Below are 19,867 nucleotides of genomic sequence, written 5' to 3' on the forward strand. Positions count from 1 at the left end.
GCGGCCGCTGCCCGTTCAGGGCGACGCGCCGACCCTCCGATCCTCCGACTTAGGTATACCTAAGTCAACGGTTTGCCGACGGTCTGTCGGAAAACTTTTCCTCTATCTACCCGCTCCGCCCGGCAACCACACACGGGTCCGGCCCGTCCCGTAGGGCATGCACCCGATCACGGCGAGTACCGCGCGGTTCCTCAGGCGGCTGGCGCTGTTCGGCTGGACGCAGGTCCGCGCCTGCCTCTTCGCCGCCGCGCTGTTCTGCGGCATGGCCCTGTCCACCGTGCTGCCCGGGCTTCCGGTGGCGCGCTACGACCTCCTGCTCGGGTACGGGATCCTGCTGACCGCCGCCTTCCTGGTCCTGCGGTGGGAGACGCGCCGCGAGGCGGCGGTCATCGCCGTCTGCCACCTCCTCGGACTGGCCTTCGAACTGGTGAAGGTGCGGGTGGGCTCGTGGAGCTATCCCGAGCCGGCCCTCACCAAGGTCGCCGGGGTGCCGCTGTACGGGGGCTTCATGTACGCGGCCGTCGGCAGCTACGTGTGCCGCGCCTGGCGGCTGTTCGGCCTGCGGGTCACGGGCTACCGGGTGCGTGCGACGGCGCTGGTGGCGGCCGCGCTGTACGCCAACTTCCTCACCCACCACTGGCTGCCCGACCTGCGCTGGGTGCTGGGCCTGCTGCTGCTCGCCGTGACGGCCGGGACCACCGTGCACTACCGGGTGGGGGAGCGGTGGTGCCGCATGCCCCTCGCGCTGGCCTTCACCCTGATCGGGTTCTTCCTGTGGGTGGCCGAGAACATCGCCACGTACTTCGGGGCCTGGAGCTATCCCTCGCAGCTGGGCGCCTGGGAGCCGGTCCCGCTCTCGAAGTGGGCGTCCTGGGCGCTGCTGATCAGCGTCACCTTCGCCCTGGTCCACGCGCTGGTCGCCAGGAAGGCCCCCCGCCCCTCCGGCGCGGACCCCGGTTCCGGCACGCACCCCCGGCCCGGCGCCGCGCCGGATCCGGCTGCCGCTCCGGATCCGGCTGCCGTCCCCGGCGGTACGGTGCCCGACCTCGGCGGTACGGTGCCCGACCCCGGCGGTACGGTGCCCGCCCATGGCGGTACGGTGCCCGCCCCCACGCCACCGGTCCCGCCACCGATCGCCGCCGAACCCTCTCCGGCCCGCCCTCCCGGAGGGTGACGCCGGCGCCCGCGGGCGTCAGGGTGCGGAATCGGCGTCCGCGGTGAGCAGTTCCAGCAGCCCGGCGAGGCCGCCCTCGCGGTGGGCGCGGAGCTGCCGCTCGGCCGCCGTGCCGCGCTCCAGCAGACGTTCCACCAGCCGCCCGACCTCCCTGAGGTCGCCGGAGCGCTCCAGCTCCGGCGCGGTGTGGTCCAGGAGTTCCCGGACCACCGCCCGCGCCGGGCGCGCGGAACCGTGCGGGGAGAGCAGCGTGTGGGTCAGCCCGTACCGGGCGGCGTGCCAGTTGGCCGCCTGGATCAGCTCCGGCGGCCAGTGCGGCACCGGCCGCCCGGCGTCGTGGTCCGCGATGGCCCGGCCGACCAGGCCGCGTACCAGACCGGCCAGCATCACCGTGTCGTGGACGCACAACTGCGCGTCGGCGCAGCGCACCTCGATGGTGGGGTACCGGTCCGACAGCCGGGCCTGCCAGTACAGCTGCCCGGTGTCGCGCGCCACACCGGCCGCCAGCAGGTCGCGGGCGCGCCGGTCGTAGTCGGCCGCGTCGGCGAACAGCGGCGGGGGGCCGCTGACCGGCCAGCGCCCGAAGACCACCGTGCGCCAGCTCGCGAAGCCGGTCTCCCGGCCGTTCCACAGCGGTGAGTTCGCGGCCGCCGCCACCAGGACCGGCAGCCAGGGCCGGATCCGGTTGAGCACCGCCACGCCGACGTCCCGGCTCGGCACCGCCACGTGCACGTGGGTGCCGCAGACCAGCTGCTCCGCCACCAGCTGCGGGGCGCGGACGGACAGGTCGCGGTAGCGGGGCGCGTCCGTGACGTCGGGGGAGCGCGGATTGCGCGGCGGCGTGCCGCAGGAGGCCAGCCGGCAGTCGTGGTCCTCGGCGGCCTGCCCGAGCGCCCGCCGCAGCCGCAGCAGGTGCCCGGCGGCCTCGGCCAGCTGGGTGCACACGGGCGTGGCGACCTCGATCTGGCACTGGAGCAGCTCGTGCTGGAGTTCCGCGCCCTCCACGCTCGGCTCCAGGCCGGCCTCGGCCATCACCACGTCCGCCCGGGGCACCGGCATGCCGGACGCGTCCAGGAGGACGTACTCCTCCTCCACGCCGATGGTCAGCACGGACGGCCCGGTGGCGGGGTCGGGGTCCGTGGCGGTGGGCTCGGTTTCCGCGGCGGCTTCCGGCAGGCTCGGCACGGGATCGGCGCCGCCGGGCGCGTGGGGGGAGGGTCCGGTTCCGGTCGACACGTGCCGATCATCGTCGCGTCGTACGCCCCCTGCCGCGCGCAGGGCGCGGTGCTCACGCGAACGGCCCAGGACTGCCACCCACCGGGAGGGGCCCGCCGCGCGGACGGCCGCCTCCCGGCGGACGGTCAGGCGGGCCCGGTGGGGGCGCCGGCCGGCTCCTTCGCAGCGCGCCGGCGCAGCGCGTCGGTGTCCGTCCGCGCGTCGTACGTGATCAGCTTCGGCAGCAGCGCGGCCAGTGCGGCCACCGACGCCACGCAGGCCAGCCCGCCGGTCCAGAACGCGGCACGGGTGCCGGTCCAGCCCGCCATCGTGCCCGCCCGCACCTGGCCCAGCTGCGGGCCGACGCTGTACGAGAGCACCTCGATGCCGGCCAGCCGGCCGCGCAGCTCGTCCGGGATCGTCTGGTTCCAGATGGTGGCCCGGCCCAGCCCGCTGAGCATGTCGCCCGCGCCCGCGACCGCCAGGCACACCAGCACCAGCCAGATGCCGGACACCCATCCCGCGGCGGCGACCGCCAGGCCCCAGGCCGCCGCACCGCACACCACCAGCAGCCCGTGCCGCCGGATCCGGGATGTCCAGCCGCTGGTCAGGCCGAGGAGCAGCGAGCCGACGGCACCCGCCGCGTACATCAGGCCGAGCGCCCAGGTGGCGTCCAGCTCGTCGGCCAGGAACGGGAAGATCGTGTTCGGGAAGGCGAAGAACATGGCCGCCAGGTCGACGGCGTAGGTGCCGAGCAGCACCGGCCGGCTCCACGCGTACCGCGCCCCCTCCGCGATGCCGCGCAGCGACGGGCGCTCCGCGTCCCGCGCGGGCGGCGCCGGGGCCAGCCGCGCGCAGAGGAGCACCGACAGGACGAAGCCGGCCACCGTGACGGCGTACGCCGGGGCGTAGCCGGCGTACGCGACGACCAGGCCGGCCAGCGCCGGGCCCGCGATGGCGCCGATCTGGTAGCGCACCGCGTTGAGGGCCGCGGCGGCGGTCATCTGGTCGTGCGGCACGATCCGCGCCATCAGCGAGTCCAGGGCCGGACGCTGGAGCCCGGCCAGCGCGGACACGCCGGCCGCCACCACGTACAGCGGCCACAGCATGGGGTCCGGCAGCAGCGCGTTGACCAGCAGCACCACGGCCAGCAGGCCGAGACCGGCCTCGGTGAGGAGGATGAGCCGGCGCCGGTCGACGGCGTCGGCGAGCGCCCCGCCGTAGAGGCCGCACACGACCAGCGGGATCAGCTCGACGGCGCCCATCGCGCCGACGGCCAGCGGCGAGTCGGTGAGGTGCTTGATCTGGAGCGGCAGCGCGATCATCGCCATGAACGAGCCGAAGAAGTTCACCGTGCCCTGGTAGAAGAGCAGCCGGAAGTCGCGGCTCGAACGCCAGGGGCTCAGATCGGGCACCACCGAGGACAGAAGGGTCTTGCTCACAGCCGTCGATCGTCGGGGACCGCCGCCCGTCCGGGCAACCGATTATCCGGGCGCGGGCACAGCCGTCGGCGCGGGGGCCGGCCCGGGTGGGGAACGGCCGGGGCGGGGAACGGCGCGGGTGGGGGACGTGAGTGGCCGCACCGGGGCTAGCCGCACCGGCCCCGGGTAGCAGCGGGTGCACGGGCTCGCACCGCGAGCCGCCCGACCCGGAGGTGACCGCCATGCGCATCCGCTGGACGGCCGCCCCGCAGACCGGCCGGGGCAGTGGCGCCCCGCTCCGGGGCGGAGTGCGGGCACCGGGCCCCGGCGAGCGGAGCGAGAGCCCCGACGAACGCGCCGACCGGCTCTGGTGCGAGCTGCTCCACGAGGTACGGGTCGCGCTCACCGGCGTCCAGCTGCTGCTGGCCTTCCTGCTCACCGCCGCGTTCACGCCGGCCTTCGCCCGGCTGGCGGCCACCGACCACCACCTGTACGTGGCCTGCGTCGTCTTCGGTGCCGCGGCCACCGGCGCGCTGACCGCCCCGGTCTGCGTGCACCGGCTGGTCACCGGCCTCGGGGTGAAGCCGGAGGCGGTGGTGTGGGCGGCGCGGCTCACCGTGGCCGGCCTCGTCCTGTTCCTGGCCATGGTCGCGTTCGCGCTGCTCCTGGTGCTGCGGCTGGTCCTCAGCCCCGGGGCCGCCCTGCTCGCCGACGCCGCCCTGCTCCTGTGGTTCGGGGGCTGCTGGCTCGTACCGGCGGCGATGCTGCGGCGTACGGCCACCCTGCGGCGGGCCCTGGCGGATACGTCGTCGCCGGGCTGAGCGGCGCGGGGCGCGCCGCGTCCCGCGGCCCGGTCCGGGGCGCCGGGCCTCAGGCCAGGTGGATGGAGGGCGCGCTGGTGGTCGTGGGACGGGTGTGGTGCCAGACGAGCTGGCGGCTGGCGGGGTAGCTGAGATCGGTGATCGCCAGCGGGCGGCCGTCCTGGTCGTGCACGGTCCGCCGGACCGCCGGGGCGGGCTGGTGGCCCGAGCGGTGGGGTGCCGGGATGCTGATCGTGTCGGTCACCCGGGCGGCCAGCCCCTCGCGCTCGAACCACGCGTGCAGGTGGCGCAGCTCGGCGTGGTCGGTGGGCGCCTCGCGCAGGTGCCGGCGCAGTTCCGGGACGGCGTCCACGGCCGTGGGCGAGAACCAGGTGCGGGCCTGCTGGAGCAGCACGCCGTCCCCGTCGACCAGCTGGTGCTGGTGGACGAGCACCTGCCGGCCGGCCGCCAGGCCCATCGCGGCGGCCGGAGCGGCCGGGAGGCCGGCGACGCGCAGCAGGGACCGGGTGGTCGTGCCCGGCCGGGGCGCGAGGCCGCCGGGGAAGTCCGGCGCGCTGGGGCGGCGTACGGGCGGGGCGGCGGCCGCGGCGTTGTACGTCCCGCGGCGGTCGGTGCTGACCAGGCCCTCCGCGCGGAGCAGCTGGAGCGCGGCGCGCACGGTCTGGCGGTTGGCGCCGAAGCGGACGGACAGCGCCCGCTCGGCGGGCAGCCGCGCGCCGGGCGCGATGGAGCCGCCGAGCTCGGCGCGCAGGGCCGCGGCGATGCGCTGGTACGCGGGCGTGGAGTCGGCGCGAGGGCCGGAGAGATGCGTGGTGGACACGGCGGACCTTCCGGTGACCGGGGGTGATCGGACGTGTGGGGAGTGCTACCACTCTAGCAGTGGTCTATACCTCTCGGGTGCCTGGGCCTCCCGGTTGACCGAAAACGCTCCCGGCCGCCGCTCCGCCCCGCGCGGGCGGGCCGCCGTGCGGCCCGGCCACCCGCCGGAGGATGTCCGGAAACCACCGGGTACCGGCGCCGCCGGCCGGGGTGTGGCCGGGGCGGGCCCGGGTACCCGCGCGGGAGACCCACCCGATTCCCAGCACCGGAGGCGACAGGATGTCCCAGCTCATCCACGAGGTGATGACCGAGCGCCCGGTGACCGTGGCACCCCAGGTCTCGCTCAGCGAGGCCGCCCGGAAGATGCGCGACGCCGACATCGGAGACGTCCTCGTCGTCGACGACGGCATGCTCCGCGGCATCCTGACCGACCGCGACCTCGTCGTCCGCGCCATGGCCGAGGACAAGGACCCGGCGACGACGGACGTCGAGACCGTCTGCAGCGGGGAGCCCGTCACGGTGGGGCCGGACGACGGCATCGACCGCGCGGTCGCCCTCATGCGCGAACACGCCCTGCGGCGGCTGCCGGTGACGGAGGACGGGAAGCTCGTCGGCATCGTCTCCATCGGCGACCTCGCCCTCGACAAGGACCCGTCCTCGGCCCTCGCCGACATCTCGGCCGCGGAGGCCAACACCTAGGACGGGCCCTCCGGGCCGGGCCCCGCCCCGGGGGCCCGCGCGGGAAGTCGTGCGGGCCCCCTTCCCGTCGTCTACTGGAAGGAGCCAGCCACCCCACACCCAGGGAGAGCCCGCATGAGGACCATCACCGCCCAGCTGTTCATCTCGCTCGACGGGGTGGTCGAGGCGCCGGACCAGTGGCACTTCCCCTACTTCAACGACGAGATGGGCCGGGCCGTCGACGCCACCCTCGGCCGGGCCGACACCCTGCTCCTGGGCCGCCGTACGTACGACAGCTTCGCCGGCGCCTGGCCGGAGCGGGAGGCGGCCGGCGGCGAGGACGCGCCCTTCGCCAAGGTCCTCGGCGACGCCCGCAAGATCGTCGTCTCGCGCGGCCGCCCGGCCTTCGACTGGCGCAACTCGGAACAGCTCGACGGCGACCTCACCGAGGCGGTCGCGGCCCTGAAGGCGGAGCCGGGCGGCCCCGTGTGGATCAGCGGCTCGGTGTCGGTCGTGCGCCAGCTGCTCGCCGCGGGGCTGCTGGACCGGCTGCACCTGCTCGTGCACCCGATCGCCGTGCGCTCGGGCATGCGGCTGTTCGAGGACGGGGGCCCCGCGGTACCGCTGGAGCTCGAATCCGCCGAGACGTTCACCACCGGCGTGCTCAACCTCGTCTACGCCCCCGCCGCGGCCCCCGGGACGGGCAGCTACGACGACGCCAAGACGCATCTGCCGCGGCACGAGGGGTAGCCGCGCCGCCGGCCCGCCGGCCGGCGAGACGCGGATCCTGGATACGCGGCGCCCCTGCCCCTGCCGCGGTCACCTCGTCCGCGACGCCGAGGACGGCCGGCCCGGCGCGTACGGCAGCCGCCCCGTCTGCACCCGGGAGGACGACGAGGTCCGGTTCCGCCGGCCGTTCCCGTACGGGCCGGACGGCCGCGTGCCGCCGGCCGGGGAGCCGGTCTGGTCGTGATGCCGGCCGCACTCCGCTGCCGGTACTGGCCCCGGCTGGAGCGGGGCGCGCCGCACGCCGCCGCCACGCTCCGCGAACGGCCCGCCGAGGACCTGCCGGGCGCTCTGGACCGTATTCCGGCCGCCGAACGGCCGTCGTCCGCGCGCGCTTTGGCCGGACGTCGCCCTGTTCCGGCGTGCCCGGCCTCCCTACGATTCCGGCACCGGCCCTCGCGGGCCGGTGTCCCCCATGGCGCACACAGCCATGCCCGTTCCAGTGCCGTTTCCAGTTCCGTTTCGAGTTCCGCTTCCGGTCCCGCGCACAGGACCGCGACGCCCGGCCGCCTGCGCGGCCGGGCGCACCCCCCACTCCCACGGCACGCCCGCAGCCGCCCGCGTGCCGCCCGGAACCGCAGCAACGGATGGGAGAGACCATGGCCGGTGGATTCCTGGTGAGCGGCGCGATCGGCGCCCTGCTCACCGCCGCCCTGCCCGCGCAGCCCAGCCCCTCCAGCATCGTGGACCCGCCGCCGGACCGGATCGTGATCGACGTCGCGACAGTCAACGGATCCGGCTGCCCCAAGGACACCACCGCCCTCGCGGTGTCCGAGGACAACACCGCGTTCACCGTCACGTACAGCCAGTACATCGCCCAGGTCGGCGGTGGTGCGCCGCCGACCGCCGCGCGCCGCAACTGTCAGCTGAGCCTCGTCGTGCACGTGCCGCACGGCTTCACGTACGCCATCGCCAGCGCCGACTACCGCGGCTACGCCTCCCTCGCCCCCGGCGCGACCGGCACCGAGAAGGCCTCGTACTACTTCCAGGGCTCCCCGCAGACGGCGGCGCGCCAGCACGACTTCGGCGGCCCGTTCGACGACAACTGGCAGGCCACGGACGAGACCGACTGGGCCCAGCTGGTCTGGGCGCCCTGCGGCGTGCAGCGCAACTTCAACATCAACACCGAGCTGCGCGTGGCCAGGGGCAACTCGGCGCCCGGCGCCACGAGTTACATGACCATGGACTCGACGGACGGCAACATCAGCACCATCTACCACCTGGCGTGGAAGGAGTGCCCCGAGACCTGATCCGAAAGACAGGGCCTAGTCCTGCGGGACGGCGTCGACCGCCAGCAGCGCGTGGTGCAGGCGGTCGGCGTCGACGTAGCGCGGGCTGGCCGGGTCGGGACGGCTCAGCCAGGTCGCCGAGGCGGCGCTGTGCGTGCCGACCGGGACCAGGAGCCACGTCCCCTTCCGCAGCACGCGGCTGCCCGGGGCGGCACAGCGGTGCCCGGTGCCCGCGGGCACCTGGACGATCAGTTCGAGCCGCACGTAGTCCGCGAGCACCGGGAAGCCCCCCGCCAGGGGCAGGCGCAGGTGGTCGAGTCCGGCCAGTCCGCGGGCCAGCGGCGCGACGACCGCGTCCCACGCGGTGCCGCAGGCGACCAGCTCGGGCCGGCGCGTGCAGGCGGACCAGGTGGTCCGGTGCGCGGGGTCCGGTGTGAGGTGGTCCGTCCAGCGCACCGGTGTGCGGGGGTGTGGCAGAGGGGGAGCGGGCATCGCCGCCTCCAGAGGGGCTTGCGGGATCACATGAATGTACGTCCGCCCCTGCCCAAAACGCCACGATTGAATGTTTAAGCAACTCCTGGGCTCCCGTCCGGACCCCGTCCACGGGCGCCGCGACCTGCGCGGGAGCCCCGGACGCCCCTGGCGGAGCCCTGGGCACCCCATGCGTCCCTGGGTGCCCAGGGGCAGCTCCCCGGCCCCCGCCGGCTCCTCCGCACCCCGCAACCGGCCTGCGCCCGCACCCGAGGTCTTCCGGCCCGGCGTCACGGGACCTCTGCCGCCCCCGGGGCCCCGTCCCCGGAGGTGCAATGGGACGTGCGGGTACCCGGCGTTTCCGGCCGGGCGCCGGAGCGGATCGGAGGCCGGGCGGTGGTTGAGGAGAAGCGGGGGTTCTGCACCCTCTGCAAGTCGCGGTGCGGGGCCGTCTTCACCGTCGAGCGCGGCCGGATCACCTCGGTCCGTCCCGATCCCGACCACCCCACCGGCGCGGCCATGTGCCCCAAGGGCCGTGCCGCGGCCGAGATCGCCCACGGCAGCCGGCGCCTCACCACGCCGCTGCGCCGCACCCGCCCCAAGACCGACCCCGACCCCGGCTGGGAGCCGATCGGCTGGGACGAGGCCCTGGACGAGATCGCCGCCCGCCTCACCCGGATCGCCGCGGAGGACGGCCCGGAGGCCGTCGCCTTCGGCGTCGCCACCCCCAGCGGCACCATGGTCTCGGACGCCACCGAGTGGATCGAGCGCTTCGTCCGGCGCTTCGGCAGCCCCAACACGGTCTACAGCGCCGAGATCTGCAACTGGCACAAGGACTCCGCCCACGCCTTCACCTTCGGCGGCCCCCTCCCGCCACCCGACTACGACCACGCGGACCTGGTCCTGCTCTGGGGCTTCAACCCGGCCAAGACCTGGCTCGCCCAGTCCGCCGCGCTCTCCGCCGCCCAGGCCCGGGGCGCCCGCCTCGCCGTGGTCGACCCCCGGCGGTCCACCAGCGCCCTCCGCGCCGACCACTGGCTGCGCGTACGCCCCGGCACCGACGCCGCGCTCGCCCTCGGCCTCGCCCACCTGCTGATCGAGAACGGCACGTATGACGAGGACTTCGTGCGCGCCTGGACGAACGGCCCCCTCCTCCTCCGCCTCGACGACGGCCGCTTCCTGACCGCCGCCGAACTCCCGGGCGGCACCCCGGACGGCGGCACCCGGTTCGCCGTCTGGGACGAGGCGGCCGGTACCGCCGTCCCCTGCGACACCGCCCGCGCCACCCCGCACCCCGAGCGCCTCGCCCTCCGCGGCACCCGCCGCGTCCGCCTCGCGGACGGCACCACCGTCGACTGCGTCCCCGCCTTCGAGCGGTACGCCCAGGCCTGCGCCGCGTGGCCCCCGGACCGGGTCGCCGCCACCACCTGGATCCCCGAACGCGAGGTCCGCGCCCTGGCCGAGCGGATCGGCGCCGCCCGCGCCGTCACGTACTACGGCTGGACCGGCGTCGGCCAGAGTGCCAACGCCACCCAGACCGAACGCGCCCTGGCCACCCTCTACGCCCTGACCGGCTCCTTCGACACCCCCGGCGGCAACCGCCCCGCGCCCCCGCCGCCCTACCGGCCCGCCTCGACCCCGGCCGACTTCCCGCCCGGCGCCCGTGCCAAGGCCCTCGGCCTCGACCGGCACCCCCTGGGCCCGCCCGCGTCCGGGTACGTCAACGCCGGCGACCTGTGCCGGGCCATCGAGGAGCACCACCCGTACCGGGTGCGGGCGCTGGTCGGCTTCGGCTCCAACCTCGTGGTGGCGCAGCCGGGTTCGGACCGCACCGCCCGCGCCCTGCGCTCCCTGGAGTTCCAGGTCCACCTGGACCTGTTCCACAACCCCACCAGCGCCACCGCCGACATCGTCCTCCCCGTCAACAGCGCGTACGAGCACGAGGCCCTGCGCTTCGGCTTCGAGACCGGCCACCGCGCCCAGGAGCAGGTCCAGCTCCGCCCCCGGATCGTCGAACCGCTGCCCGGCACCCGCTCGGACACCGAGGTCGTCTTCGAACTCGCCCGGCGCACGGGCCTGGGCGACGCGTTCTTCGACGGCGACCTGGAAGCCGCCTGGAACTGGCAGCTGGAGCCGCTGGGCCTGACCACGGACGCGCTCCGCGCGACCCCCGGCGGGATCCAAGTCCCGCGGGAGCGCGCCGAACGCCGGTACGCCGCCACCGCCCCCGACGGCACGGTCACCGGCTTCGCCACCCCCACCCGGCGGGTGGAGCTGTACTCCCAGCGCCTGCGCGACTACGGCTACCCGCCCGTGCCCGAACACCGTGACCCGGCCCCGGTGGACGACGCCTTCCCGCTGGTCCTCACCTGTGCCAAGCACGGCCACTACGTGCACAGCCAGCACCGCGGGATCACCGCGCTCCGCCGCCGCGCCGCCGACCCGTGCCTGGACCTCAGCCCGGCCACCGCCGCGGCCCGGGGCATCACCGAGGGCCAGTGGGTACGCGTCTCCACCCCGCTCGCCTCGGTCCGGCTGCGCGCCCGCTTCGACGACTCCCTGCACCCCGGCGTGGTGGTCGGCGAGTACGGCTGGTGGCAGGACGCCCCCGACCTCGCCCTGCCCGGGGCCGACCCGCTCACCCCGGCCGGCAGCAACTACAACCGGCTGGTGGACCACACCACCACCGACCCGCTCAGCGGCTCCGCGCCGCTGCGCTCGGTGCCCTGCCAGGTCGCCCCGGAGCCGTCCGACGGCACCTGGCAGGGCACCCGCACCTTCACCGTCGCCGCGACGGGGGCGGAGGGCGACGGCGTACGGACGCTCCGGCTGGCCCCCGCGGACGGCGGCCCCCTGCCCGACCACCTGCCCGGCCAGTACCTCACCGTGCGCCGCGAGGGCGCGGCACCGTCGGAGGCCCGCAGCTACTCCCTGACCTCGCCGGCCACCGACCCGGCCCGCACCGCGTACGCGCTGGCCGTGCGCCGGCAGCCGGGCGGCCGGCTCTCGCCCTGGATCCACGACGGGCTCCGGCCGGGCGACCGGCTCGAAGCGACCGCGCCCGCAGGGGTGTTCCGCATCCCGGCCGACACCGACGCCCCCGTGGTGCTGCTGGCCGGCGGCATCGGCGTCACGCCGTTCCTCGGCTATCTGGAGACCCTGGCCACGAGCGGCGGCACCGTCCCCGAGGTGGTCCTGCACTACGGGGTCCGCAACGGCGCCGACCACCCGTTCCGCGACCGCCTCGCCGAACTCGCCCGCCGCCTGCCGGTCCTGCGCACCGTCACCCACTACGCGGACCCGGCCCCCGGCGACCTGCCCGGCCGCGACTACGACCGCCGCGGCCGCATCACCGCCGCCGACGTCGAGGACGGCCTGCTCGCCCGCCGGGCCCGCTTCCACCTGTGCGGCCCCGCCCCGATGCTGGACGCGCTGACCGAGGGCCTGACGGCCCGGGGCGTACCGCCCTTCGAGATCTTCGCCGAGCGGTTCCGGGCCGCACCGCGCGTGACCTCGATCCCGGACGACGCCCGGCACACCGTCCGCCTGGCCCGCAGCGGGAGGGAGCTGACCTGGACCAGGTCGGCCGGCACCCTGCTGGAACTCGCCGAACGCGAAGGCGTTCGCCTGCCCAGCGGCTGCCGGGTGGGCCAGTGCGAAAGCTGCGCCTGCGCGGTCCTGGAAGGCGAGGTCACCCACCTGACGGCCACCTCGCCCGACCTTCCCGACTCCACCGCCCTCACCTGCCAGTCGGTCCCCACGACGGACCTGGTCCTGGACGCCTAGGACGCGCCGTCCCCCGGGATCGGAGCCGGCCCGCCGGGCGGGCGGGGAGCGTCAGGAGGCTGCCGGGCAGCGGAGGGTACCGCCCCGCACCGGGGCGCCCTCGGCCACGTTGCGGTCGTACGTCACGTGCTTGACCTGGGGCTGCCGGCGGCCGATCGTGACGTCGAAGACCGGGCCGTGGTCCGGGGCCGGCCGCAGGAGCGCGCCGGGGAGCGCCGCCGCGAGGGTGGCGGCGTCGTCCTCCGCGCCCGGGGCGTGGCGGATCACCGGCGGGGCGTCGGGACGCACCGCCGGAGCCGTGGCGGAGGTGTCCGTGACGACGAAGCCGTTGCCGCGCAGCGCGGCGGCCACCTTCGCGTCGTCCACCCGGACCTTGATGCCGGCCGGGTTCGTCAGGGCCGGGGTCTCGGGCGCGGGCTGGATCCGGGTGTCGCCGGTGATCGGCCGGTCCGCCGCCAGCGCGGCCCACAGCGCGGCGGACCGGGACGCGTGCCACACGAGGGTGGAGCCGACCCCGGGCACGCGGTGGTCGAAGTCCGTGATCGGCACGGTCGCGAACTCCGTCTGGTCCGCCCGCAGCCGGCCCAGCACCCACCCGATGCGGACCAGGTCGATCAGGTCCGTCCCCGCGTCCGTGCGCACCGACTTCAGCAGCGCGCGGGCCGTCCTGGCGACGTTCCCCGGATTGGAGAGCGCCCCCTCGGCCGTCAGCCGGCCGAGCAGGTCGCCGACCGTGCGCTGCTGGCGGCGCATCCGGCCGAGGTCGCCGGACCGGAGGATGTGGCGGGCGCGGACGTAGCGCAGGGTGGTGTTGCCGTCGGTGTGGTGCACGCCCGCGGTGATGTCGAGCCCGGAGTTCTCGTCCTGGAGCGGCCGGTCGGTGCAGACCGTCGCACCGCCCAGGTCGTCGACCGCCCGCTCGAAGCCGGTGAAGCCGGTCTCCAGGTAGTGGTCCACGTGCAGACCCGTGACCTTCTCCACCGTGCTGACGGTCATCGCGCCGCCGCCGAGCTTGTACGCGCCGTTGATCTTGCCCCACCGGCCCGCGCCCGGCCCGCCCGCGTACTCGACGTACGAGTCCCGGGGGATCGAGACGACGCTGGCCCGGTTCCCGTCCGCGGCCAGGTGGACGAGCAGCATCACGTCGGTGCAGTTGCAGCCCTCGCCGCCCACGTGCAGCCGGCGCTTCTCCGCGGCCGACAGGCCCGCCCGGCTGTCGATGCCGACGACCAGGATGTTCGTGCCCCGGTCGGACGTGGGGGAGGGGGCGCCCTCCGCGGAGGCGGCCGGCCCGGTGCCGAGCAGGGTGCCGGAGGCGAGGGTGGCGAGCAGGGTCAGGGCAAGCGTGAGACGGCGCACCGCACACTCCCGGGATCGTCCGAATCTGGGGCAAATCAGACCGTAACGACTCGTGGGGGGTGTGCCCGGCTACACGCCGGGCGGCCCCCCGGCTGCCGCACGCGCCTCCCCGTAATGGGCGGCAGGGGACGGTGGGGCAGCGGCCGGTGCCGGCGGGCAGGACGCCTCCGTGCGCACCGGCGGCGCCCCGTCCCGGTGCGGCGTCGCGTCCGCGTAATGCGCCGTCAGGTTGTCGCGGGCGGGCCGGACCCGGCCCGCCGGGCCCGCCGCGAAGGCCCGCAGCACGTTCTCGGTGACGGTGCGGGTGAACCGGCCGGCCTCGGCCCCGAGCCCGTGGTTCGACTTCCCGCCGCCCGGACCCTGCGCGTCCAGCGCCTCCACCCACCGCATCGTGCCGGTCGCGAACACCCCGGCGCCGCCCGGCAGGGTGGCGTACGCGGTGTCCGCGTACGAGGCCCGGCCCTTGCAGACCACCGGCGAGTGCGCCAGCACCTCCACGGGCCGCAGGGTGGGCCGGCTCGTGGGCACCCGGTCGAACTCGACGCCCACCAGGTGCGCGAACGCGTCGCCCGGCCGCACCCCGGTCCCCGCGAACAGCCAGTGCCCGGCCTCCGACACCACGTACGGCGCGTCCACCGGGAAGCCGTCGTAGAGCACGCCCAGCAGCGAACTCTCCGGCTCGGGCAGCGGCCGGCTCCGGAAGTCGTTGGTCGGCGGTCCCCCGCGACGGAAGCCGGGGTCCGCGGCGTAGTCGGCCTTGTAGCAGACGACCACCCGGTCTCGGCCGACCGGTGAACAGTCGAAGCGCACCCGCCGGTAGCAGCAGTTCGCGCCGAAGACCGCCAGGTTCGTCCCCGCGTCCCGGGCCCGCGTCACGTGGCGCCGCTGCTCCGGGCTCCAGTACTCGTCGTGCCCGAGGGACAGCACGGCCAGGGCCCCGTCCAGCAGCCCCGGTTCGCGGGCCACGTCCACCCCCGTGGCGTAGGCCAGCGGCAGGCCCAGCCGCTCGGCGAGGGCGATCAGCGGGGCCTCGTACCGCAGGAACTGGCCGGAACCCGAACCGCTGCGGTACGGCCGGTCGAAGCTGACCGCGAGGGACCGGGTGCGGTTCCTGAGGTCGGGGCCCTTGTAGAGGTCGGCGCCGCCCCACGGGTTGTACGCCTGCCAGGTGGCCACCGAGTTGACCACCACCATCCGCCCGGCGGCCGACGCGCCCCGCACGGTGACCGGCACGAAGCGGCGCCCCTTGCCGTCCGTGGTGGCCAGGCGCAGCAGGTAGCAGCCCTCGGGCCAGCCGGACGTGTCCAGCTCCACCGTCCGCCGCCAGGTCGTCCGCACCATCCGGGTGACCGGGTCGTGCACCGGCCCGGCCTGCCGCTCGCCCCGGATCGTCCCGGAGCGCCACACCAGCCGGGCGCGCGCCCCGCCGTACCAGCCGATGCGGTACGCGGAGACGGTGTACGCGGCCGACGTGGTCGACACGTGCAGGCCCAGGGTCTCGCCGGCGCGGACGCTGACCCGGTCCGCGAACCCCTCGACGGCGGCGGCCGGCCCGGCCCGGGTGATGCGCCAGTCCGTGGCGCCGGGCCGGGCGTTCTCGGCGCACACGTCGAGTGGGCAGGCGGGCGGCGCCGGCCGGGGCGCGGGCGCGGCCACGGCCGTGCCGAGCCGGCCCGGCGGGGCCACGGCGAGCGCGGCGGCCGCGATTCCGAGCACCCGCCGGCGGCCGGGCCCGCGCCGGCCCGCCCCGGCACCCCCACCGTCGGATCCGGCCCCGCCGGCCCCCGGCCCCCCTCCACGAGACCCGTCCGGACCGGAGCGCGCTCCGCCGCTCCCGTCCGGACCCGAGCGGGCCTCTCCGGTCCCGGCCGGACCGGAGGGGGCCGAGACGGTTCCGTCCGGAGCCCGGCCGTCTCCCACGGGCCCACCCGGATCTGTGGCGTCCAGCATGTGCATCACCTCGGTGCTAAGGCCCCCTGCGCTTCCGGCCGTAGCACCTGTGTAACCCGGCCGCCCGCCCGCCCCCCGGCACGTCCCCGAGGCCGGGCGCGCCGCGTACTCCGGCCGCGCGGCGGTCCCGGGCCGGACGCCCCGCCGCGCCGTGCCCGGCAGCACGGCGAGCGTGGGCTCAGCCCAGTACGTCCGTCAGTACGCCGGTCAGCGCGTCCAGGGCGAGGGGGAAGCCGTGCCCGGAAGCCGCGGCGAAGCCGACGAGCAGGCCCGGCCGCGCGCCGGCCGCCCGGTGGTACAGCTCCGCGGAACCCCGCAGCGCGATGCCCCGCTCCGCGCACGCGCCCAGCACCTCCGGCTCGCCGGGACCCCGGCCGGGCCAGGTGACCAGCGTGTGCAGACCGGCCGGCACTCCGTGCGGGGTGAGGGCCGGGAGTTCCGCCAGCCGGTCCGTCAGCAGCTCCCGGCGCCGCCGGTACCGCAGCCGGGCGGCACGCAGGTGGCGGTCGTACGCGTGGGAGGCGATCAGATCGGCCAGCACCAGCTGCCCCAGCGTCTCGGTGTACAGGTCGGCCTCCCGCTTGGCGGCCACCACCGGCCCCACCAGGTCCGGGGGCAGCACCATCCAGGCCAGCCGCAGGGCGGGGCCCAGCGACTTGGACGCCGTACCGCAGTACACGACCCGGTCCGGCGCGAGGCCCTGGAGCGCGCCGACCGGCCGGCGGTCGTAGCGGAACTCGCCGTCGTAGTCGTCCTCCACGACCAGCCCGCCGGTATCCCGCGCCCAGGAACACAGCAGGCCGCGGCGCTCCGGGTGCAGCGGAACGCCCGTCGGGTACTGGTGGGCGGGGGTGAGGACGGCCGCGTCCGTCTCCGGCCCGAGGTCCCCGACCCGGGCCCCGCGCCCGTCCACGGCGAGCGGCACCGTGGCGAGGCCCGACCGCCGCACCGCCTCGCGGTAGAGGTCGTGCCCGGGGTCCTCCATGGCCACGGCGGTGGCGCCGCGGGCCGCCAGCACGCCGCCGAGCAGCCGAACCGACTGGTAGAAGCCCGAGGTGATCACGACCTGGTCGGGCGTGGCCAGCACCCCGCGGGTCCGGCCCAGATGGCCGGCGAGCGCGGCCCGCAGTTCCGGCCGTCCCCGGGGATCGCCGGCGCCCAGCACGTCGGGTCCGGCGGCGGCCAGCACCCGCCGGGTCGAGGCCAGCCAGGCGCGGGCGGGGAAGGCCCGTACGTCGGGGAGGCCCGGACGCAGGTCGTGCCGGGGGAGCGCCGCGGAGGCGGCCCGCGCGGACGGCCGGGTCCCGGTGGCCGGCAGGGCCGTCACGGTGGTGCCGGAACCGGGCCGCGTCGCGAGGTACCCCTCCTCGGTGAGCTGCGCGTAGGCCGCCGTGACCGTGCCGCGCGACAGGCCGAGCCCGGCGGCGAGCGCCCGGGTGGACGGCAGCCGGGCACCGGCGGCCAGGCGTCCCGTACGGACCGCCTCGCGCAGGGCGGACTCCAGGCCGGCGCGCCGGCCCGCCCCCCTCCCGCCGAGGTCGAGGTCGAGGTCGAGATCGAGGTGCAGGTCGGCCGTGCGGCCCGACGGCCCACCCCGCAGGTCGGCGGCGGAACGCGGCCCCTCCCCGCCCGGTTCGGCGTCGGAACCCGACCCCTCTCCCCGCAGGTCGGCGGCGGAACTGGACCACTCTTCCGGCATGGAACCGGATCTTACGTGCGGTCTGCCGCCCGCCTAGGTTCGGTGACCGGAAGACCCGCGCCGCCCACGGGCGCGGCACGACAGGAAGCAGGGGACCGCCGTGGCCGTCATCGCCCACCTGAGCGACATCCACATCTCCGACGAGCGCAGCGCCGCGCGGACCCGGGCGGTCCTGGAGCACCTCGACGCCCTGCCCCACGACCTCGACGCCGTCGTGGTCACCGGGGACATCGCCGACCACGCGCTGCCCGAGGAGTACGCGACCGCGCGCGAACTCCTCGCCTGCCGGCACCCGTTGCTCGTCTGCCCGGGCAACCACGACGACCGGGCCGCCTTCCGGCAGCACCTGCTCGGCGCGCCCGGCTCGGCAGAACCGGTCAACCAGGTGCTGCACGCCGCGGGTTTCACGCTCGCGCTCTGCGACTCCTCGGTGCCCGGCAAGGACGAGGGGTACCTGGAGGACGAGACGCTGGAGTGGCTGGCGGGGGTCCTCGCGGCCGCGCCCCGGCACCGGCCGGTCCTGGTGGGCTTCCACCACCCGCCGGTCCCGCTGCACACCCCGTACGTCGACGGCATCCGCCAGTTCGGCGAGGAGCGGCTCGCCGAACTGGCCCGCCGGCACCCGAACCTGGCGGCGTTCCTCTGCGGTCACGCGCACACCGCGGCGGCCACCACCTTCGCCGGCCGGCCCCTGCTGGTGGCCCCCGGCGTGGTCTCCGCGCTCCGGCTGCCCTGGGAGCGGCAGGAGCACCCGGGCCACCACGTCCACCTCGACCTGCCGCCCGCCCTCGCCTTCCACGTCCTCGACGACACCGGCCGGCTCACCACCCACTACCGCAACGTGCCGGCGGGCCGTCACACCGGGCAGGGGCGGTACTCCAGGCTCAGCTCGCGGTCGACGGCGTAACTGGTCCGCATGGCGGCGTCGGCGACCTGTTGCCAGCTGCCGTACTTGGCGAACGGCTGGTCCGCCGCCGGGCCGAGCGGGTTCGACCTTCTCGCCCCAGGCCAGGACGCGGATGCGGCAGACGACCGGATCGGAGCTGGGACAGGGCTCGTCGGCGGACACCGGCGCGGCGAGCGGCGCCGTGACGATCGAGCCGCACCGTCCCGGTGTCCGGCCGGCGCGCGTACGCCACCTCGCGGGTCATTCCCCGCCGGATCCGACGGTCTCCGCGTCCGGGATCCGCTCTAATGGGCCGGGGCGGTCCGCCGGTACGGGGCTCCGCACCCGGCCGCAACCGTCCCCCGACACCGATCGGAGCCGCTTTCGTGAACTGGACGCTCGAGGTCGTCCCGGTCCCCGTCACCGACGTGGACCGGGCCAAGGAGTTCTACGCCGACCGGCTCGGCTTCGCCGTCGACCTCGACGCCGAGGTGACGCCCGGAGCCAGGATCGTCCAGCTGACCCCGCCCGGCTCCCGCTGCTCCGTCGTGCTGGAGCAGGGCATCCCGCCGGCCCCCGGCACCCGCACCATGGCCCCCGGCACCCTGCACGGCCTCCAGCTGTGCGTCACCGACATCGAGGCCGCCCGGGAGCGGCTGGCCGCGCGCGGCGTCGACGTGTCGCCCGTGCGCCACGTCGGCGCCGACGGCTGGGCGGACGGCAAGGGCGAGACCTGGAACTCCTTCCTCACCTTCGCCGACCCGGACGGCAACGGCTGGATCGTCCAGGAAGCCCCGTCCGAACTCTCCGAGCGCTGACCACCACTCGGCCCGCCCGCCCTGCCACCCGTGCCCGTACCGCCCGCCACCCCGCCGGGCCGGTCCCCCCCCCGCACCGGCTCAGCGCCGGGCCGGGCACTGCTTCCACGCGAAGTGGTAGACGGTCTCCAGGCTGCCGTCCGTGGAGTCCATCGTCATGAAGCTGGTGGTGTTCTCGGTGTCGGACGTCCCGCCGTCCACGCGGAGTTCGGTGTTGATGTTGAAGTTCCGCTGCGCTCCGCAGGGCGCGAACTCCAGGGCCTGGACCGCCGTGGTGTCGCTGGCCTGCCAGTTGCCCTCCTGCGGCCCCTTGAAGATGTGGGTGCGGACGGCCGTACCGGACATGCCCTGGAAGTAGTAGCTCGCCAGCTGCTTCCCGACGGCCCCCTCCTCCAGGCTCGCGAAGCCCCGGTAGTCCGCGCGGGCGATGGCGTACGTGAAGCCCTGCGGTACGTTCACCCGCAGCCCGAGCTGGCAGTTCTTGCGGAACTCCGTCGGCTTGGCCCCCTTGCCGACCTGGGCCAGGTACTCGCTGTAGGTCACCGTGAAGGCGCTGTTGTCCGCAGCGACCGAGGCCGTGGCCGAGCCGGGGCGGCAGCCCGAGCCGTTGACCTGGACCAGATCGACCGTGACCCGGGCGGCGGGTACCGGATCGGCGGCGGGCGCGGCCCCGGCGACGGGGGCCTGCGCCCCGGCGGCGAGCACCGCGCCCACGGAACCGATCAGCAGCTTCTTGAGCATCTGGACGTCCTTCC

The 19,867-nt window shown here is 76.0% G+C and carries 16 protein-coding genes; 8 read left to right on the forward strand and 8 right to left on the reverse strand.

Translation table 11 applies throughout. The features are described from left to right. Positions 1-157: 157 nt before the first annotated feature. Complete coding sequence (locus ACIQUR_RS27975; protein WP_403669809.1) at positions 158-1,174, forward strand: DUF817 domain-containing protein; 1,017 nt, start codon at positions 158-160, stop codon at positions 1,172-1,174. A gap of 18 nt (positions 1,175-1,192) precedes the next feature. Here the strand turns inward: ACIQUR_RS27975 and ACIQUR_RS27980 are convergent, their stop codons facing one another. Further along, on the reverse strand, positions 1,193-2,284 hold the full coding sequence (locus tag ACIQUR_RS27980; protein ID WP_403670170.1) for a glutamate--cysteine ligase: 1,092 nt from the start codon (positions 2,282-2,284) through the stop codon (positions 1,193-1,195). Between the two features lie 251 nt (positions 2,285-2,535). Beyond that, positions 2,536-3,831 (reverse strand): MFS transporter, encoded by a 1,296-nt coding sequence (locus ACIQUR_RS27985; protein WP_403669812.1) that lies wholly within the window; start codon positions 3,829-3,831, stop codon positions 2,536-2,538. A gap of 221 nt (positions 3,832-4,052) precedes the next feature. Here ACIQUR_RS27985 and ACIQUR_RS27990 point away from each other — a divergent pair, with 221 nt between their 5' ends. Next, complete coding sequence (locus ACIQUR_RS27990; protein WP_403669815.1) at positions 4,053-4,631, forward strand: DUF6328 family protein; 579 nt, start codon at positions 4,053-4,055, stop codon at positions 4,629-4,631. Between the two features lie 49 nt (positions 4,632-4,680). On the opposite strand, the gene ACIQUR_RS27995 is transcribed toward ACIQUR_RS27990, so the two are convergent. Continuing rightward, positions 4,681-5,451 (reverse strand): GntR family transcriptional regulator, encoded by a 771-nt coding sequence (locus ACIQUR_RS27995; protein WP_403669818.1) that lies wholly within the window; start codon positions 5,449-5,451, stop codon positions 4,681-4,683. A gap of 278 nt (positions 5,452-5,729) precedes the next feature. On the opposite strand from ACIQUR_RS27995, the gene ACIQUR_RS28000 reads away from it, so the two are divergent. From ACIQUR_RS28000 to ACIQUR_RS28010, 3 genes are all read left to right on the forward strand, one after another. Continuing rightward, the gene (locus ACIQUR_RS28000; RefSeq protein ID WP_403669821.1) at positions 5,730-6,149 is read left to right on the forward strand and encodes a CBS domain-containing protein; all 420 of its coding nucleotides are present in this window, start codon (positions 5,730-5,732) and stop codon (positions 6,147-6,149) included. A 114-nt stretch (positions 6,150-6,263) separates the two neighbouring features. After that, positions 6,264-6,878, forward strand: coding sequence for a dihydrofolate reductase family protein (locus ACIQUR_RS28005; protein WP_403669824.1), 615 nt, complete (start codon positions 6,264-6,266; stop codon positions 6,876-6,878). A gap of 635 nt (positions 6,879-7,513) precedes the next feature. Then, complete coding sequence (locus tag ACIQUR_RS28010; protein ID WP_403669827.1) at positions 7,514-8,164, forward strand: DUF4360 domain-containing protein; 651 nt, start codon at positions 7,514-7,516, stop codon at positions 8,162-8,164. 15 nt (positions 8,165-8,179) lie between these two features. Here the strand turns inward: ACIQUR_RS28010 and ACIQUR_RS28015 are convergent, their stop codons facing one another. Beyond that, positions 8,180-8,635 (reverse strand): hypothetical protein, encoded by a 456-nt coding sequence (locus ACIQUR_RS28015; protein WP_403669829.1) that lies wholly within the window; start codon positions 8,633-8,635, stop codon positions 8,180-8,182. A gap of 375 nt (positions 8,636-9,010) precedes the next feature. Between ACIQUR_RS28015 and ACIQUR_RS28020 the strand changes: the two genes are divergently transcribed. Further along, complete coding sequence (locus tag ACIQUR_RS28020) at positions 9,011-12,400, forward strand: molybdopterin-dependent oxidoreductase (RefSeq protein ID WP_403669832.1); 3,390 nt, start codon at positions 9,011-9,013, stop codon at positions 12,398-12,400. 51 nt (positions 12,401-12,451) lie between these two features. On the opposite strand, the gene ACIQUR_RS28025 is transcribed toward ACIQUR_RS28020, so the two are convergent. The 3 genes from ACIQUR_RS28025 to ACIQUR_RS28035 form a co-directional block, all read right to left on the reverse strand. Then, positions 12,452-13,759: an LCP family protein gene (locus ACIQUR_RS28025; RefSeq protein ID WP_403669835.1), complete on the reverse strand. Its 1,308-nt coding sequence runs from the start codon at positions 13,757-13,759 to the stop codon at positions 12,452-12,454. A gap of 69 nt (positions 13,760-13,828) precedes the next feature. Continuing rightward, positions 13,829-15,475: a N,N-dimethylformamidase beta subunit family domain-containing protein gene (locus ACIQUR_RS28030; RefSeq protein WP_403669838.1), complete on the reverse strand. Its 1,647-nt coding sequence runs from the start codon at positions 15,473-15,475 to the stop codon at positions 13,829-13,831. Positions 15,476-15,887: 412 nt separating this feature from the next. Then, complete coding sequence (locus tag ACIQUR_RS28035; RefSeq protein ID WP_403669841.1) at positions 15,888-17,408, reverse strand: PLP-dependent aminotransferase family protein; 1,521 nt, start codon at positions 17,406-17,408, stop codon at positions 15,888-15,890. A gap of 100 nt (positions 17,409-17,508) precedes the next feature. Between ACIQUR_RS28035 and ACIQUR_RS28040 the strand changes: the two genes are divergently transcribed. Together ACIQUR_RS28040 and ACIQUR_RS28045 are read left to right on the forward strand one after the other, a co-directional pair. Further along, positions 17,509-18,315, forward strand: a complete 807-nt coding sequence (locus ACIQUR_RS28040) for a metallophosphoesterase (RefSeq protein ID WP_403669844.1) — start codon at positions 17,509-17,511, stop codon at positions 18,313-18,315. A gap of 365 nt (positions 18,316-18,680) precedes the next feature. Further along, positions 18,681-19,112, forward strand: coding sequence for a VOC family protein (locus ACIQUR_RS28045; protein ID WP_403669847.1), 432 nt, complete (start codon positions 18,681-18,683; stop codon positions 19,110-19,112). A gap of 81 nt (positions 19,113-19,193) precedes the next feature. Here ACIQUR_RS28045 and ACIQUR_RS28050 read toward each other — a convergent pair whose 3' ends face one another. Then, positions 19,194-19,853 carry a DUF4360 domain-containing protein gene (locus ACIQUR_RS28050; protein ID WP_403669849.1) on the reverse strand — a complete coding sequence of 220 codons (660 nt, stop codon included), beginning with the start codon at positions 19,851-19,853 and terminating at the stop codon, positions 19,194-19,196. Positions 19,854-19,867: the final 14 nt, after the last annotated feature.

The organism is Streptomyces sp. NPDC101132, assembly GCF_044759225.1.
Lineage (GTDB): Bacteria > Actinomycetota > Actinomycetes > Streptomycetales > Streptomycetaceae > Streptomyces.